Here is a 15,373-nt window from a genome sequence, read left to right as displayed (position 1 = left end):
CCTCATTTAAGAAATAATGGAGCAATGCAATTGCTCCATTATCATCTCTATTATCTATTCTCTTCCCAGTATGCTTTGGAGTTTTCTACAACTTCTTCCCACGTGATATCTTCGGAAATGTACTGCTGAACGTTGTCACCGAATGTTTCTTCCGAGAAACCAGTCGGATAGCCGAGGAATACCCAGCCGCTTGTATTTCCTTCTTCGGAATACTCATAGATCTCCTGGGATAACGGGTCGGAAATCTGACTTGTATCATAATCTTCATAGGCTGGAATGAAGTTGAAATCATTGAGGACGACTTCCTTGCCTGCGTCAGAAGTATACATCCAGTCGAGGAAATCGACTGCCGCTTCCTGAACATTGTCTTCAGCACCGGAGTTCACAACCCAGTACTGTGGTACACCTACTGGCATTTTGGCCTCTCCTGCCACTGGAATAGGAATGATTCCGGAATTCTCAGCCACTTCCGGTGCAATCTGCTCGATGGAAGGATACGCCCAGTTGCCCTGCTGGATCATTGCAACTTTTTCCATGGAGTAGAGTGCTTCAACCTGCTGAGAGTAGTCAAGACTCAGTACAGGCTGTTCCGAGTAATCCACCTGCATGTCAATGTAGTTCTTAAGTTCATCGGAAAGTTCGAATTCTACCGTATCCGATTCGAATGCTTCCAGGACACTATCATTAAATTCAGGTGCCAGGAAGGAACTGCTGGAATGATTTCCGTATACCCATCTCTCTTTGCCCGGGAATGCAAAGACAGCATCCAGACCAAGCTCTTCTTTCATACCATCGAGTGTGTCGACAGCACCTTGCAGATCCTCCATTGTTGTCAGATCGTCAGGGTTGATTCCTGCTTCCTCAAAGATGGCTTTGTTATAGATCAGGCCATAGCCTTCGAGATTGTACGGCAGCCCATAAATCTGGTCATCTACAGTAACAGAATCGAGTGTACCTTCAAGCGCTGCATCTGCCGCTTCCGAATCTTCTATCGGTGCAATACGATCTTTATGATCCTCATAGTCCTGAGGGCCTCCGATGTTGAAGATGTCCGGCTCATTACCAGAAGCGATCTTCGATTTCAGAGTTGCACCATAGTCATTACCGCCACCTACTGTTTCAACATTAATGGTAACGTTCGGATTTTCTTCCTCATATTGTGCAACGAGACTTTCGAACTGTTCCTTGAATTCAACTTTGAACTGGTAAAGGTCTATCGTCACGCTTTCTCCTTCAGTGCCGCCTCCTTCAGTTTCCTCGGAAACTGAACCGCCTGCATCTCCACTGTTTCCGCAAGCTCCAAGCATCAATATCATTGCGAAAAGAAAAGCATAGTTCCACTTGAACTTCTCCATCTGTACATCCCCCTTTATATGTAAGCGCTGTCATTCGCTTATAAATATGATTTTATATTTGAAATAATCTGAAGTCAATACTTTTTTGCAAACGATTGCATAAAACTTTCGCCACGTACATCTGACATATGAAAATAATATCCATCATCTCACTGCAAACGATTGCTCCCCTGAATAAAAAAGAGCGCTCCAGCATAGCTGGAACGCTCTTGTCATCGATGATACTTGATGACCTCGCGGGCAAAATCATTCATATCCCCGACATATTCAAATGTTCCTTTCATCACAGGATAGATGTTCTTTATCCCGATTTCACCAAGTGAAGAGACAATGAAAGTGACCACATTCAGTTTACGCATTTTGAAGATGGCACTGAATACCGTGGCCAGATGATTGATGTAGTCTCTTGGCTTCTTCATATCCTTATCCGTATTCTTCGCACGGTTGATATAGGTCACGGCTCTAGGCATTTCCCGTCCGATTGCTGCACAGTCCTGTTCCGCCACATGGTAGTGCGATTCCGTCATCTCCTCGATGGACCTGTAGGACCGACTCAGAATGATGTCTTTGAATCCCGGCGAGAGCAGTCTGGTGGCAAGCCCATTCATTTTTCTGGTTAGAAAACTTTCAAGATACTGTGCATTTTGTACCCTTTCATCAAAAAGCGCATCCTTCTTTTCAAAGATTCGATCAAGTTGTTCTTTCAGTTCGGCAACGCCCTTTTCATCTTTGATACTTGTGAAGTGGTAGCGCAGTGGCTGGTCAAGCTGCTTTTTGAATGTTACATGCAGTTCGGTATCCTTGTCATTCATCAGCGTTTCCTGTGACCTTCTACCTGAAACATCGACAAGGGTATCACTCTTGTTATAGACGAAGGTAATATGAATCCCCTTCTTGGACAGGTACCTGATGGTTGCCTCATCCGCATCCCGAATCTTTGAGGAGAACACATACAGTACATGTTTGATGGCCGTTTTCGAAATCAGCTTCCTGTACTGCTTTGGTGAATATTCTGTCGTTCCGACACCGGGGAAATCCAAGATCTTCCCCCGATTGCCGTAGGGGTGTTCTGTGATTGTACGGGTTGCATCGGTCTGGGTGGATATATGGGAATCCGCATCCGCCAGCTTATTCACGAGCGCACTCTTCCCCGCATCCACCTGCCCGAGGACCGCGACACGGTAATCGATGGTCGCTTCTATATATTCATGATAGGCCATGATCAATGGGTGGTGCTGTTCCATATACTCACCTCGATTCATATTGTCTCTTTATTGCGTGTACCCATGAACCAGCTGATGGTAAACCCTGCGATGGCAGCCATTACTGTCATTATCCAGGACAGAGCTGTTTCCGGGAGGCCTGGATAGATGGCAAATACGGAGCCCATGACGAGTCCCAATATGAGCGCATAGGTCAAATACGTATAGTGACTGAGCATATACTGGATGACCCGGCTGGCCAGGAGCAGACCGAGAACAATACCGGAACCGACAGCAATCAGTACAGGCAGTATTTCCAGATTGAAAGCTTTGAGCTGGTTTATAGAGTAGATGACGATACTGTAGGAACCGAGGATCAGCAGGACGAGAGATCCTGATATGCCAGGGAGCAGCATGGTCATCGAAGCGAGAATACCGCTGAAAAACATCTTGATGAGAAGCGGCATTGTCACCACCAAGTTTTCAGGCGGCGTTTCATCCCCTCTGATCAGTCCGATTGAAAATAACAGTGCGACAGCCAGAAAAACCAGTATGTAGTGGGAGCTTCTGAATTTCACCCTGTAGTTGGAAATTCTGAGCATCATGGGGACAACGCCAAGTACCAGTCCGATGAAGAACCAGTGTGTAGGCACCATATGGCGATCCAGAAGATATTCTATCAGCGAAGTGAGGGTCAGGACAGCAATGCCCATACCGACAACCAGCGGCAGCAGGAAGAGGATTGCTTTTTTGTAGTCTTTTGTCACGATTCTGCTGATGGCTCCAATAAATTCGTCATAGATGCCAAGCAGCAGCGCCATCGTCCCACTGCTCACTCCAGGAATCAGTTCACAGATGCCCATCAGAAAACCTTTGAATATATTTACCCATCTAATCATTCGATATGTACCTCGACTTTTCATTTTATACCATCTGATTGTAGCATATCTGCATCCTCTAGTTGTTGCTTGAAATGCAAGTCTATTTGATAAACCGCTTCTATATTGATATAACTGGTTTAACACTTAAATCGTTAGGAGATTGGACTGTGAGAGATCTAGGTATTTACTTCGGCACATTCGCCCCTTGCCATGTTGGTCATTTTGAACAGGTCATCCGTGCAAAACGGGAAAACAGGCATGCATTCGTAATCGTCAGCGGCTACGCGGGGGATCGCGGAGATAACTACGGCATGATACTGGATAATCGGGTCAAGGCAATGCGGCAGCTGCTTGGTCCGGATGATAACGTTACAGTACTGAAGCTCGATGAAACATATATTCCAAGATACCCACACGGCTGGGAACCATGGCTCAGCATGCTTTCAGAAACAATCATAAATGAAAAGGATGCACTCCCCTTCGATGTGGGGAAAATGACTTTCTATGTCGGGGAAGAGGAATACATTGAACCATTGAAGCATTTCTTCTCCAGGAAGTATCCGGATATTGATGCAATGATCACCATGGTGGACCGTAAAATACTGGGTATCAGCGGTACGAACATCAGGGAATCGCCCATTCTCAACTGGGATTATGTCATGCGTCCATTCAGAAAGTTCTTCGTACAGAACGTTCTAGTCATCGGGGCCCCGGGTACAGGGCGGACTTCGATGGTACAGGATCTGGCCAGACGCTATTCCACCAGCTATTCTACGGAGTATGCCAAAACCTATTGCAAGGAACAGCGTATCGCAGGCGATGAACTGGATGTAAGGGACTTCCACGCCATAGGAATCGGCCAGTTTGAAAACAACCGGCGTCATATCCATTCACCAGGTACACGAAAAGTCTTCTTCGCCGACACGGATGTCATGACCACCAAGGTCAACATGAAGATGTATGCAGATGGAGAAGAATTCAACCGGCTGAAATCGGTCTTCGACTATTATATCCACCTGCAGAACTGGTCGCTGATCCTGTTACTGCCTCCGGAAGCACCAGAGGATGAAGTAAAGGGAAATACAGACTACAAAAATGAAGTTCACAAGATGATCATGCTGGAGCTTGAACAGCAGAACCTGCTTCACATCACCCATACTCTGGATGGTACTTCCTATAGGGACCGTTATCAGGAGGCGCATGGTCTTGTTGATGAAATCCTGATGGAGGGCAAAGATAATTGATGTAAACGTTTTAGGTTGTAATATTACAATTTATAAAAAGTTTTTTCACTGTGTTTATGGAAAATACAGAAAAAACTGATATTATAGTGTACATCTATTCTATGGAGGACGATACAAATGCAACCTAATCTGCTGCTTACACCTGGACCTACGCCCATCCCCCCGCAAGTAACACACGCCATGTCTGCCGGGATGATCGGGCATCGCTCTTCCGATTTCACTTCCCTGATGGAAAATGTACAGTCGAATATCAGAACCCTGTTCGGAACGGACCATTCCGTTGCCATCCTCACCTCCAGTGGAACCAGTGCGCTGGAAGCTTCAATGGTCAATCTGGTTGAACCGGAAGATGCCATCGTCATCATAGTCAGTGGTGCATTTGGTGACCGCTTCAGAAGCATCGCCAAAACATATCCATATGAGGTACATACTTATGAAGTACCATGGGGCGAAGGGTTGGACCTTGAAGACTTCAAAACTTTCCTCAACGGCAAGCAGAATATCAGAGCAGTATTCTCCCAAGCCTGTGAAACTTCTACAGCCGTAGTCCATCCGATAAATGCACTGGGCCAGCTGGTAAAGGGCTATAGCCCGGATACACTGTTTGTAGTGGATGGTGTGAGTGCGGTCGGTGGCATGAAGTTCGATATGAAGGCGGACGCCATAGACTGTCTGGTGACAGGCAGCCAGAAGGCACTGATGCTCCCACCCGGCATCGCGTTTGTGGCTATGAACGACACCGCAAGGGAGCGTGCCTCAAAGAATACGCTGTCCAGATTCTATCTCGACATCAACAAGTACTTCGATGCACTCGAAGGGAACTCCACACCCTTCACCCCGGCTGTTTCACTCATACAGGGGCTGGCGCAAGTGCTGTCACTCTACAAGGAAGAAGGGGTGGAGAAGGTGTTTGAACGCCACTTGGCTATGCGCAATATGCTGAGAGCCGGACTCAAGGCACTGGATCTTGAGCTTCTGGTGGAGGATGCATACGCCTCTCCGACTGTTACGGCTTTTAAATCCGATGAAGCGGAACTCTCACATATCAAAGACGAACTCAAGAAAAAGCATGGCATCACCATCGCCGGCGGACAGAAGCATCTTAAAGGACAGATACTCCGCATCGGACACATGGGCTACATGTTCCCGAAAGACATGCTGACCGTCCTTGCAGCACTTGAAGCAATTCTAAGCGATTATCGTAACGCGCAGTACTATGGCAAAGCATTGGCTGCTGCACAGGAGGCATACTATGAATAAATTCAAAGTACTCGTACTGGACCCGATCAGTGAAGACGGCATCAGAGAACTGCTCAATCATCCAAATTATGAAGTGGATATCAATACAGGACTGACAGAAGCGGAAGTTCTGGAAATTGTGGGAGACTACCATGCACTGATTGTCAGAAGCCAGACCACCATTACAGAGGAGATCATCCAGCGTGCACGGCCACTCAAGGTGATTGCACGTGCAGGTGTCGGTGTCGACAACATCGATATCGATGCTGCGACAAAATATGGCGTCATCGTCATCAACGCACCGGACGGCAATACGATCTCTGCCACCGAGCATACGCTGGCAATGATGCTGGCACTCACGCGTCAGATACCGGCGGCCCACAAGCAACTTTCGGACGGCGTATGGAATCGAAAAGCATACAAAGGGACAGAAATGTACGGAAAGACACTTGGCATCATAGGTGTCGGTAAAATCGGTTTCGGTGTCGCACGCCGGGCCAGGAGTTTCGGTATGAAAATTGTCGCTTTCGATCCATACCTATCCGACGAAAAAGCTAAAGAAGCGGATATAGTAAAAATGGAAATCGATGAAATTGCCAAAAATGCGGATTTTGTAACCGTGCATACGCCGCTGACTCCACAAACAAAAGGTATAGTGGGCAGGGAATTTTTTGATATGGCAAAATCGGGACTCAAGATTGTCAATGTAGCACGTGGCGGCATCATCGATGAAACGGCACTGCTCGAAGCACTCGACGCAGGCAAAATCAGTGGCGCTGCGCTCGATGTTTTTGAAAACGAGCCTCCGACCAATCACGAGCTTCTCGGCCACCCGCAGATTGTTGTCACCCCCCACCTTGGCGCATCGACCATCGAAGCACAGGAAAAAGTGGCTGTCAGCGTTTCCCGGGAAATAATCGACATACTCGAAAACAATGTAATCATTCATGCTGTAAATGCGCCCAGAATGAATGAAAATATCAACGAAGAGCTTAAGCCCTATATCAATATTGCGACCCACATGGGCAAAGTGGCGATCCAGCTGATGGATAGGCCACCTTCCGAAATCAAACTCAAATATCATGGAGATCTTGCGCTTGACGATACCAGTATTCTGACACGCTCGTTCGTGGCAAACATGCTGAAGCCGCACCTTGGAGAAAATGTGAATATCATCAATGCCCTGTACCTTCTGCAGGAACAAGGGGTAACGTACAAGGTGGAAAAACAGGGCCAGACACACGGCTACAACAACTATCTGGAAGCGGAGCTGATCAACAATGATGAGACATTGACGCTTGGTGCAAGCGTACTGAACGGTTACGGTGAGCGTATTGTTAAAATAAACGGTTTCCAGGTTGACGTCAAACCGACGAAGCACCTGCTTTTCATCAATCATGTCGACCGTCCGGGAATCATTGGGGAAATGGGTTATACACTGGGTAAATACAGCATCAACATCGCGACCATGCAGCTCGGGCGAAGAGATGAAGGCGGGGAAGCGATGCTTTCCCTGAGACTCGATCAGACTGTAGGTACAGAAGCATTGGAAGAACTTATAAAAATCGAGGGCTTCCACCAAGTTAAACAGGTTGATCTTTCCTGACATGAAAAGCCATCACGTCAATCAAGAGTGATGGCTTTTTAGTATGATCTCTTCCACTCCGAGTACGGTATCGACCATGTGGTCTACGCCCAGAGCTTCGAATCTTGGAATGATCGAATGTCCTGTCAGTCCTGTCAGTGTTGCGATGAACTCCGATCCGATTGCTTCAGCACAGTAATAGTCGGCTACTGAATCCCCTATGATGTATATCAGGTCGTCTGATATGTTGTTCTGATCCACTGCATCCTTGAACCGATTGGCATCATGAGCATACAGACTCCATAGATAGCTGTATGGATGCGGCTTTGCAAGCGAGACATCCACTTCATCAACCGCTTCGGCAGCAAGTACTTCGGAAGCAGTCGATATCCGGTTATCACGGAATATATCCGTCAATCTTTCCTGCTGGAAAGGAATAAGAGTCTCCTGCCTCGGCCGGCCGGTAGCAACACCAATCTCTACACCCGCATCAAGCAGACGGTTCAGCATACCTCTAATATCCTCAGGATCCACAATCCACTCTTCATCATGGATGAAACCCTGCTTTTCCGTCTCTTCAGGTTCAATACCGGTGGATGTCTTCACATCTCTGCTGCCCAAGTACCATTCCTGATATTTGTACTGCCCTGTTCTCCATATCGGTCCTGACATCTCGAATGCTTCGGCATCATGAATGCCGAGGTTCAATCTGGCATACTCCATGAGTGCATCATAGATGGTGTCTTTAGTATAATCGTCTGCTTTCAGAAAATCGACGACTTTGCCATAGTCCACCTTCTGCAGACCGAGCATTTCGCCAATGCTGTGAATATCAGTGATATCCAAGTTTTCAACATTGAGTTTTGCATTTTTCATCAATTCGATATAGACGATGGAGAATGTAACAAAAAGCATATCCCAGTTTGAATTCAGCCCCATCTGTTTGAACCGGTCAAGCACCTCGTCATTGCTGAATGTCTCAGTTCTTATATCCTTTATTTCCTGATCAGTGTAGTCAGTACGGAACTGATATGTATCCAGATTCAAATATCTCGGACTATATAGAAGTTCATGTACTGCCAGAGCAGATACATCAAAACATCTTTCCTCACTCAAAAAAACACCATCTACGTCAAATAGTACGACCGTCACTGTCTTGTCCTCCCCATCCACGTTAAATTGTAATCTCAATTTTCTCATATCATTTGATGAATGTCGATATTACTTTATATAATTGAAAAATGATGGAAATATCACAACCAAAAAGAGTAATTACATCCCAATATAGTGAGGGATAACGCGAGCCAGAAGATGGAATGCGGTAATAACGAGAATTTATCGAGAAAACGTTTTACCTCAAACATATAATATTAACTCAGGTTAATTTTTTTATTCTGGTGCATTTTAATAAGTTTAACACTATAATGTAAGTCGTAATATAAACGGTAAATATTACGTAAAGATCATTAATATAATGTTAAGGTATCCGATACCTGGGTGGAGGAATATTTATGGAACTCAGTCCGATGGAAGTCATCTTTCTATTTCTCGGAGGACTTGGTATTTTTCTTTATGGCTTAAAACAGATGGGGGACGGGTTACAGGCAGCAGCAGGAGATCGCCTGCGTGAAGTACTGAACCGTATGACTTCCAACCCCATCAAAGGAATATTGGCAGGGATCATTGTCACTATCCTCATTCAAAGCAGCACTGGCACAACAGTGATCACAATCGGTCTCGTGTCAGCAGGATTCATGACCTTACGCCAATCAATCGGAGTCATCATGGGTGCGAACATCGGTACGACCGTCACAGCATTCATCATCGGCCTGAAGATCGGCGACTATGCACTACCGATACTGGCACTGGGTGCCTTCATGATTTTCTTTATGAACAGAAGTCCAAAATTCAATAATATAGGCCGTGTGCTCTTCGGATTCGGAGCACTCTTCTACGGTCTCGATCTGATGGGCCAGGGCGTCAAACCACTAGCCGACCTGTCAAGCTTTGCCGATCTGATGCTCAGCATGTCAAACAATTCGTTCCTTGGGCTCGCAGTTGGTACTCTACTGACCGTAATTGTCCAAAGTTCCAGTGCAACAATTGCCATACTGCAAGGGTTCTATTCCAATGATCTTCTGGATTTGAGTGCGGCACTTCCGATTCTTCTGGGAGATAATCTGGGTACTACCATTACAGCTGTTCTCGCAGCACTCGTCGGCTCGATTGCCGCAAAAAGAGCTGCTGCTGTACATGTCATCTTCAACGTAATTGGTGCAGTCATCTTCATGATCATCATGCCGTTTTTCGTCCAGCTCATCACATACTTGAGAGAACTTCTGGAACTCAATCCCGAGATGACAATCGCCTTTGCCCATGGGTTCTTCAACGTTTCCAATACACTCATCCAACTGCCGTTCATTGCGGTTCTCGCATGGATTGTGACACGGATTGTACCCGGCAAGGATTTTTCCGAAGACTACAAACCGAATCATCTCGACCCTTTGCTTCTCAGACAATCTCCTGGCCTTGCACTGCAGGGTGCGCAGAAGGAAGTCATAAACCTCGGTAACCTTACATTGAGCATTCTTGATGATACGAAAAAGTTCAGTGAAACAAATAACCCGAAACTGTACAAACAGATCAAGGAAAAAATAAATGTTGTCGATACACTGCAGGACAGTTTAAGGTCCTATATAATCGATGCATCCAAATATGATATCTCTCCGGAGGATGCAGAAAGGCAGTCTACACTGCTTGAGGTATCACGTATCTTCTACAAAGTCAGTGGACAGATTGATGAATTTGCAGATCTTTATAATCGCAAGCATCGTGAAAACATCGACTTGTCAGAACCTGCTCAGGAAGGACTTGAGGATCTGTTCGACCATGTATACAAATCCTTTAAGAAATCTATAGATTCTCTTGATATATATAGTCCTCAAGATCTGGAAGAAGTCATCAGACTGAGCCAGAAATCATATAAAATAGAAAATAAGCTGAGAAAACAGCATGTGAAACGTCTGAATAAAGGCATCTGTTCCACCGATGGCGGCCTGCTCTATGTGGATCTCATCAGTACTCTGGAGCGTATCGGCTATAATGCCAGAAACATCTCCGAAACGAACTTGAGCGATGAAGTTGAGGATCTTGCTGAAGACTTTACAATATATGAATAAATACTAAAGCTGGGCCAATTGGCCCAGCTTTTATACTTTCCCTTTCAGTAACGCATGCCAGTACATGAGAGGCAGCATATTTTTCTTGAACTGATAGAACAGCCATTTGTCATCCGACTGGTTCAGAAACGTCGATTCTTCAGGAATATGGTTGTAATCGAACTCAGCCAATATCAGGTGGCCATACTCTGTTGCTATCGGACACGCTGTCTTACCATCATATTTATGTGATGGCGACTGATCATTCATCCGTTCCAGCAGATTTTTGACCAGGATAGGCATCTGCGACTTAACCGAACTTCCCATCTTGAAAGTCGGCAGACTCGATGCATCACCAAGAGAGAATACAGTCGTGTAGGTGTTGTGCATCATGGTGTGCTGATCGACGCTTACCCACCCTTCCGGATCAAGCAGTCCGGAACCTTCAAGTACTGAAGGGCCTCGCATCGGTGGTGTGATGACCAGCATTTCAAAAGGAACCACTTGACGCTCTCCAGTCTCAAGGTCTTTGAATACTGCCTCCTTATGCTCTCCTCTGACTTCAACAAGCTCCTGTTCCAATTTGTAGTCTATCCCTTTTTCATCCAGCTGAGCCACCAGATTGTCACTGTAGCGCTTTACGGGAAAAACCTCATGACTGCCGCTTCTAAAGACGATATTGATATCCAGATCATGGTCCCTCACGTATTCATCCATTGTAAAAAGCGAATTTTCGGCTGAAACACCGCCTTTAATTTTGGACTGCGGTTTCGTCACAACAATATTGCCTGTCTTCACATTCTGCAGTGTCTTATAAGTGTAGTCTACCAGGTCATATATATAGTTGGTACAGACACCATTCTTTCCTAATGATTCACTCGCCCCTTCAATGGCATCGTAATCGAGTTCAATCCCCAGAGCCACTACCAGATAGTCGTACTTGATGGTCCGACTTCCCGCTTTTACTTCCCTTTTGACAGGATCGACATTCCTGACTGATTCATGAAGCCATCCGGCCCCTTTCGGCATCACTTTGCTCATCGGTTTACGCGTAGATTCTAGCTTCATTTCACCACTTCCAACAAGTGGCCAGCCTGGCTGGAAATAGTGGTCATCCCGGGGTTCTATTATCAAAATATCATTTGTCAGATTCTTGTCTTCACTCAGCATACGGTTTGCTGTGGAAATTCCTGCTGTGCCACCGCCCAGTATGATCAGCCGATAGTGCTGTTTCATTCTTTCCGCCTCCTCCGTTTTAGTTATCTTTCCCTTTAATCACATGTTTATTCAATAAACCTATGGCACTCACTCCCTTTTTTGATTAATATGTAATTAAATGCAAAGGTGGGGAAAGTTTTGAATATTGAAAACCATTTGGAGAATTTTAAAAGTGAAATAGGAAAAGTGATTGTCGGACAGGATGAAGTACTGGACCTGATTTTCATCAGCATCCTTCAGAAAGGACACATACTTTTTGAGAGTGTCCCTGGTACAGGCAAGACCACGCTGTCAAAAGCACTGGCTAAAACCATCGGAGGTTCTTTCAGAAGAATCCAGTTTACACCGGATCTGCTTCCAACCGATATTACCGGATTGAACATGTATAATCCAAAAACACATGACTTTGAGTTACAGGTCGGTCCCATAGATACCAACGTACTGCTGGCAGACGAAATAAACCGGGCGACACCACGTACCCAGTCAGCACTGCTCGAAGTCATGGAGGAGCGGCAGATTACGATAGATGGAAAAAGAATCGAAATTGCCGATCCATTCATTGTTCTCGCGACCCAAAATCCCATAGAATCGGCCCAGGGAACTTTCAGTCTGCCTGAAGCCCAGATGGATCGCTTTCTGATGCGGATCGACCTTGGATATCCCTCCCGTAAAGAAGAACTGAATATGATGAGCTTGCGCAATGATTCCAATGTTTCGGAAGCCGTACAGACTGTCTTCAGCGAAGAGATGATCACAGAACTGCAAGACAGGATTACTAATATCACAGTCGACCCGTCCATTATGGAATACATGCTCGATATCATTCATCAGACAAGACAGCACAAATATGTAGGGACAGGTGTATCGCCCCGCGGTACATTGGCTCTGATGCACGCTGTTCAAGGGGTTGCGATGATTCGCGGAAGAGATTATGTAACGCCTGACGATATAAAATATATCGCTCCCTATGTCCTGTCCCATCGTCTCGTACTGAATCTTGAAGGATTGACCCTCTCGAATCAGGATACAGTGCTCAAAGCCATTATTGACGATGTTGAAGTGCCCGTTGAATATGGGGTATCACCAGATGCATTATAAGACTGAATACCGCCCTTCAAAATCAATGTCATTCTTTATAGGCGCCGTACTTATTCTTCTTATAATGAATATTTTGTACAGTATCGATCTGAACCCGCTGCTGGTGTTTGCTCTCGGTCTTTTCACGTCCTTCTTCACACTTGATTATTTTTATGAGAAAACTGTGCCTGGAAAGCTGAGGGCTTCCATAAGCAATAAGGACATCAGATTATTCAAAGACCAGGAGGGCATGCTGGAAATAGAGGTCAGGAATGAAGGATGGATGCCCATTCTCAATGCCGCTTTCAGACTGACGGCAGGAGATGATATACAGTTTGAAAAGGATATTTCTTTGAAAACAAGATACCAGACCGAAACAATCTCTTTTTTTACCGTCATGCCAAAAAGCAGTACCATCCTGAAAGTGCCATTCAGAGCCAGAAAGCGGGGTGTCAGTAAAATCATCCGAACAGATATTGAAGTACCTAGAATTTTCGGATTCGGTTCTCTTTTCCTCGTCCAGTCGAACAGATCCTCAGATGAATTACTGGTCTATCCTGAGCAGCTGCATACACCACCATTCGACATGAGAAATAAAATGATTCAAGGTCTTTTCATTCAGAAAAAAGCATTGTTCAATGACCCGATGCTCACAGTCGGTACGAGGGACTACCATCAGAGGGACAGCATGAGGGATGTTCATTGGAAATCCAGTGCTAAAACCGGAGAACTTCAAACCCGGATCTATGAAAAAACAACGCACCTTTCCTGGATGGTTGCAATAAACCTGAGGTCTGAAAAGAATTATGCGCCTCCAGCAAATATTGAAGAGATTATTGAAAATATCGCCTATCTTACCAGCCGGGCTGCTGAAGCCCAGATACCCTATAGTGTGTTCACCAACTTATCCTCCTTCGACTCCCACACCTTCCTGAGCCGTGATGAAGGTAGTGGTGGACTGCACTATAGAAGTACGTTGGAGACACTCGCACGTATCAATACCCTGTCTTTTACACTGAGCTTCGATCGTCTTCTAAAACACATATATCTACACAAGGCAATGCCTTCCCACCTGCTGTTCACAGGCAGGACAGACCCGGCAATCGATGAAATGCTTCTTTCGTTCCAGGCTAGAGGTGTGGAAATTTTTCAGATAGATGAATCAGGTGTGTTGCCCTATGATGCATACAAAAGGAGTGGCAGTCGTGTCCCAAGCTAAATACTATTTCTCCTTTTTCCATACATATGGAACGAATATGTTTCTACTGTATTTCATAGTCCTATTTATCAATACACATAATGGCAAGGCACCTTCTACCCTGCCTTTCATACTGCTCGTTATTACCATGATGCTCGGCGCCTGGTACATCGTCCACTATTTCAAGCTGTGCTATATTTATATATTGCTGCCGGTCATACTTATAACTGCCATACTGCTCGACCTCCATTGGCTATCAGCCTTATTGATCAGCTACTTGCCGATACTGCGCATGGAATATCTGTTTGATGATCCGGAAGCGACCATGACCGAACCTTCAATCATCATTTCTTTCCTTCTGCTTATTGCTGTATCGCTGTTTCAGACGGAGACGACCTCACAGTTTATAATGATGTATCACATTCTATTTATCGCTCAGATACTGTTCTATTTTGCAGGAAGGATATTCTATCTGCTGTTTGGTAACGTCTACTCTTTTGTAAGAAGGACAGCCATATTCTTCACCTGCTTTTCAGCGTTTATAACGCTGGGCGTTATACTGTATTTCGCCTACAGGTATACTGTTTATGCAGCCCAGTATATCGTCTATATACTGCTTGGCATTGTTGTATTTCTGCTGAGGCCATTCTTCAGTTTTCTAGAAAATGTCGAACTTGAAATGCCTGATTTTCCGGATAGTGAAACAACTGACCGCCAAGGAGAGGATCAGACGGAAATGATTCAGGAAGAATCACTATCTTCCCGGCTTCCTCTCGATTCCATTATAACGATTGTGCTGGTCATACTGATCGGTGCAGGGATCTATTACTACTATAAAAAAAGAGAGCAGCCTTCTGACCATCATAAAAGAGAAGAAAGCACCTCTCGGTCCAATAGCGTAAACTCGATCCTAAAGGAAAAGGGCAGAAAGGGAGAAGTACCTCACAACAAGGTCCGAAAACTCTATTTTGAATTTGAAAAATGGCTCGCTTCAAAGAAAATGGGCAGATATCGAAATGAAACAATAGACGAATGGATTGTCCGTTGCCAGTTGCAGGATATCATCGACTCGGATACTCTTGAAACATATCGCAGAACCCGCTATATGAGCAGTGAAGTTTCAGACCAGGAGTATAAACAATATAGACAAACGATTGAAACAATGAAAAAGAATATCAGCACCCATATAAAAAGGCGACGATGAGATTATAACCTC

General features: G+C 45.3%; 12 protein-coding genes. 7 read left to right on the top strand and 5 right to left on the bottom strand.

Annotation, left to right across the window (positions count from 1 at the left end):
• Positions 1–50: 50 nt before the first annotated feature.
• The 3 genes from GQ671_RS10780 to GQ671_RS10770 all read right to left on the bottom strand — a co-directional run bounded on the left by GQ671_RS10780 (position 51) and on the right by GQ671_RS10770 (position 3,456).
• Positions 51–1,355: an ABC transporter substrate-binding protein gene (locus GQ671_RS10780; RefSeq protein WP_160656885.1), complete on the bottom strand. Its 1,305-nt coding sequence runs from the start codon at positions 1,353–1,355 to the stop codon at positions 51–53.
• Between the two features lie 212 nt (positions 1,356–1,567).
• Positions 1,568–2,599, bottom strand: a complete 1,032-nt coding sequence (locus GQ671_RS10775; protein ID WP_160656882.1) for a GTPase domain-containing protein — start codon at positions 2,597–2,599, stop codon at positions 1,568–1,570.
• Between the two features lie 14 nt (positions 2,600–2,613).
• Positions 2,614–3,456: a DUF368 domain-containing protein gene (locus tag GQ671_RS10770; RefSeq protein ID WP_246153243.1), complete on the bottom strand. Its 843-nt coding sequence runs from the start codon at positions 3,454–3,456 to the stop codon at positions 2,614–2,616.
• A 149-nt stretch (positions 3,457–3,605) separates the two neighbouring features.
• Between GQ671_RS10770 and GQ671_RS13125 the strand changes: the two genes are divergently transcribed.
• From GQ671_RS13125 to serA, 3 genes are all read left to right on the top strand, one after another.
• A complete protein-coding gene (locus GQ671_RS13125) occupies positions 3,606–4,682 on the top strand; it encodes an AAA family ATPase (protein WP_160656879.1) in 1,077 nt (358 codons plus the stop codon).
• 117 nt (positions 4,683–4,799) lie between these two features.
• Positions 4,800–5,942 carry a pyridoxal-phosphate-dependent aminotransferase family protein gene (locus GQ671_RS10760; protein ID WP_160656876.1) on the top strand — a complete coding sequence of 381 codons (1,143 nt, stop codon included), beginning with the start codon at positions 4,800–4,802 and terminating at the stop codon, positions 5,940–5,942.
• Positions 5,935–7,527, top strand: a complete 1,593-nt coding sequence (gene serA / locus GQ671_RS10755; protein ID WP_160656873.1) for a phosphoglycerate dehydrogenase — start codon at positions 5,935–5,937, stop codon at positions 7,525–7,527. The genes GQ671_RS10760 and serA overlap by 8 nt, the downstream gene beginning before the upstream one ends.
• Positions 7,528–7,548: 21 nt before the next feature.
• On the opposite strand, the gene GQ671_RS10750 is transcribed toward serA, so the two are convergent.
• A complete protein-coding gene (locus tag GQ671_RS10750; RefSeq protein ID WP_160656868.1) occupies positions 7,549–8,658 on the bottom strand; it encodes an HAD family hydrolase in 1,110 nt (369 codons plus the stop codon).
• Between the two features lie 359 nt (positions 8,659–9,017).
• On the opposite strand from GQ671_RS10750, the gene GQ671_RS10745 reads away from it, so the two are divergent.
• Complete coding sequence (locus GQ671_RS10745) at positions 9,018–10,685, top strand: Na/Pi cotransporter family protein (RefSeq protein ID WP_160656865.1); 1,668 nt, start codon at positions 9,018–9,020, stop codon at positions 10,683–10,685.
• 30 nt (positions 10,686–10,715) lie between these two features.
• On the opposite strand, the gene GQ671_RS10740 is transcribed toward GQ671_RS10745, so the two are convergent.
• Positions 10,716–11,900, bottom strand: a complete 1,185-nt coding sequence (locus tag GQ671_RS10740; protein WP_160656862.1) for an NAD(P)/FAD-dependent oxidoreductase — start codon at positions 11,898–11,900, stop codon at positions 10,716–10,718.
• A gap of 138 nt (positions 11,901–12,038) precedes the next feature.
• On the opposite strand from GQ671_RS10740, the gene GQ671_RS10735 reads away from it, so the two are divergent.
• The 3 genes from GQ671_RS10735 (at position 12,039) to GQ671_RS10725 (ending at position 15,361) form a co-directional block, all read left to right on the top strand.
• On the top strand, positions 12,039–12,980 hold the full coding sequence (locus tag GQ671_RS10735; RefSeq protein ID WP_246153242.1) for an AAA family ATPase: 942 nt from the start codon (positions 12,039–12,041) through the stop codon (positions 12,978–12,980).
• A gap of 64 nt (positions 12,981–13,044) precedes the next feature.
• The gene (locus GQ671_RS10730) at positions 13,045–14,178 is read left to right on the top strand and encodes a DUF58 domain-containing protein (RefSeq protein WP_160656856.1); all 1,134 of its coding nucleotides are present in this window, start codon (positions 13,045–13,047) and stop codon (positions 14,176–14,178) included.
• Complete coding sequence (locus tag GQ671_RS10725) at positions 14,165–15,361, top strand: hypothetical protein (protein WP_211364916.1); 1,197 nt, start codon at positions 14,165–14,167, stop codon at positions 15,359–15,361. Before GQ671_RS10730 ends, GQ671_RS10725 begins: the two co-directional genes overlap by 14 nt.
• The last annotated feature ends 12 nt before the right edge of the window (positions 15,362–15,373 follow it).

This window comes from Salinicoccus hispanicus (assembly GCF_009831115.1).
GTDB lineage: Bacteria > Bacillota > Bacilli > Staphylococcales > Salinicoccaceae > Salinicoccus > Salinicoccus hispanicus.
The sequence above is the reverse complement of the archived record's forward strand: the minus strand, read 5'-3'. Positions and strand labels throughout refer to the sequence as shown.

Excerpts from the sequence above, each read along its gene's own strand:
- GQ671_RS10780 (WP_160656885.1), bottom strand. The coding sequence starts at position 1,355 with ATGGAGAAGTTCAAGTGGAACTATGCTTTTCTTTTCGCAATGATATTG.
- GQ671_RS10775 (WP_160656882.1), bottom strand. The coding sequence starts at position 2,599 with ATGGAACAGCACCACCCATTGATCATGGCCTATCATGAATATATAGAA.
- GQ671_RS10770 (WP_246153243.1), bottom strand. The coding sequence starts at position 3,456 with ATGATTAGATGGGTAAATATATTCAAAGGTTTTCTGATGGGCATCTGT.
- GQ671_RS10760 (WP_160656876.1), top strand. The coding sequence starts at position 4,800 with ATGCAACCTAATCTGCTGCTTACACCTGGACCTACGCCCATCCCCCCG.
- serA (WP_160656873.1), top strand. The coding sequence starts at position 5,935 with ATGAATAAATTCAAAGTACTCGTACTGGACCCGATCAGTGAAGACGGC.
- GQ671_RS10745 (WP_160656865.1), top strand. The coding sequence starts at position 9,018 with ATGGAACTCAGTCCGATGGAAGTCATCTTTCTATTTCTCGGAGGACTT.
- GQ671_RS10740 (WP_160656862.1), bottom strand. The coding sequence starts at position 11,900 with ATGAAACAGCACTATCGGCTGATCATACTGGGCGGTGGCACAGCAGGA.
- GQ671_RS10730 (WP_160656856.1), top strand. The coding sequence starts at position 13,045 with ATGAATATTTTGTACAGTATCGATCTGAACCCGCTGCTGGTGTTTGCT.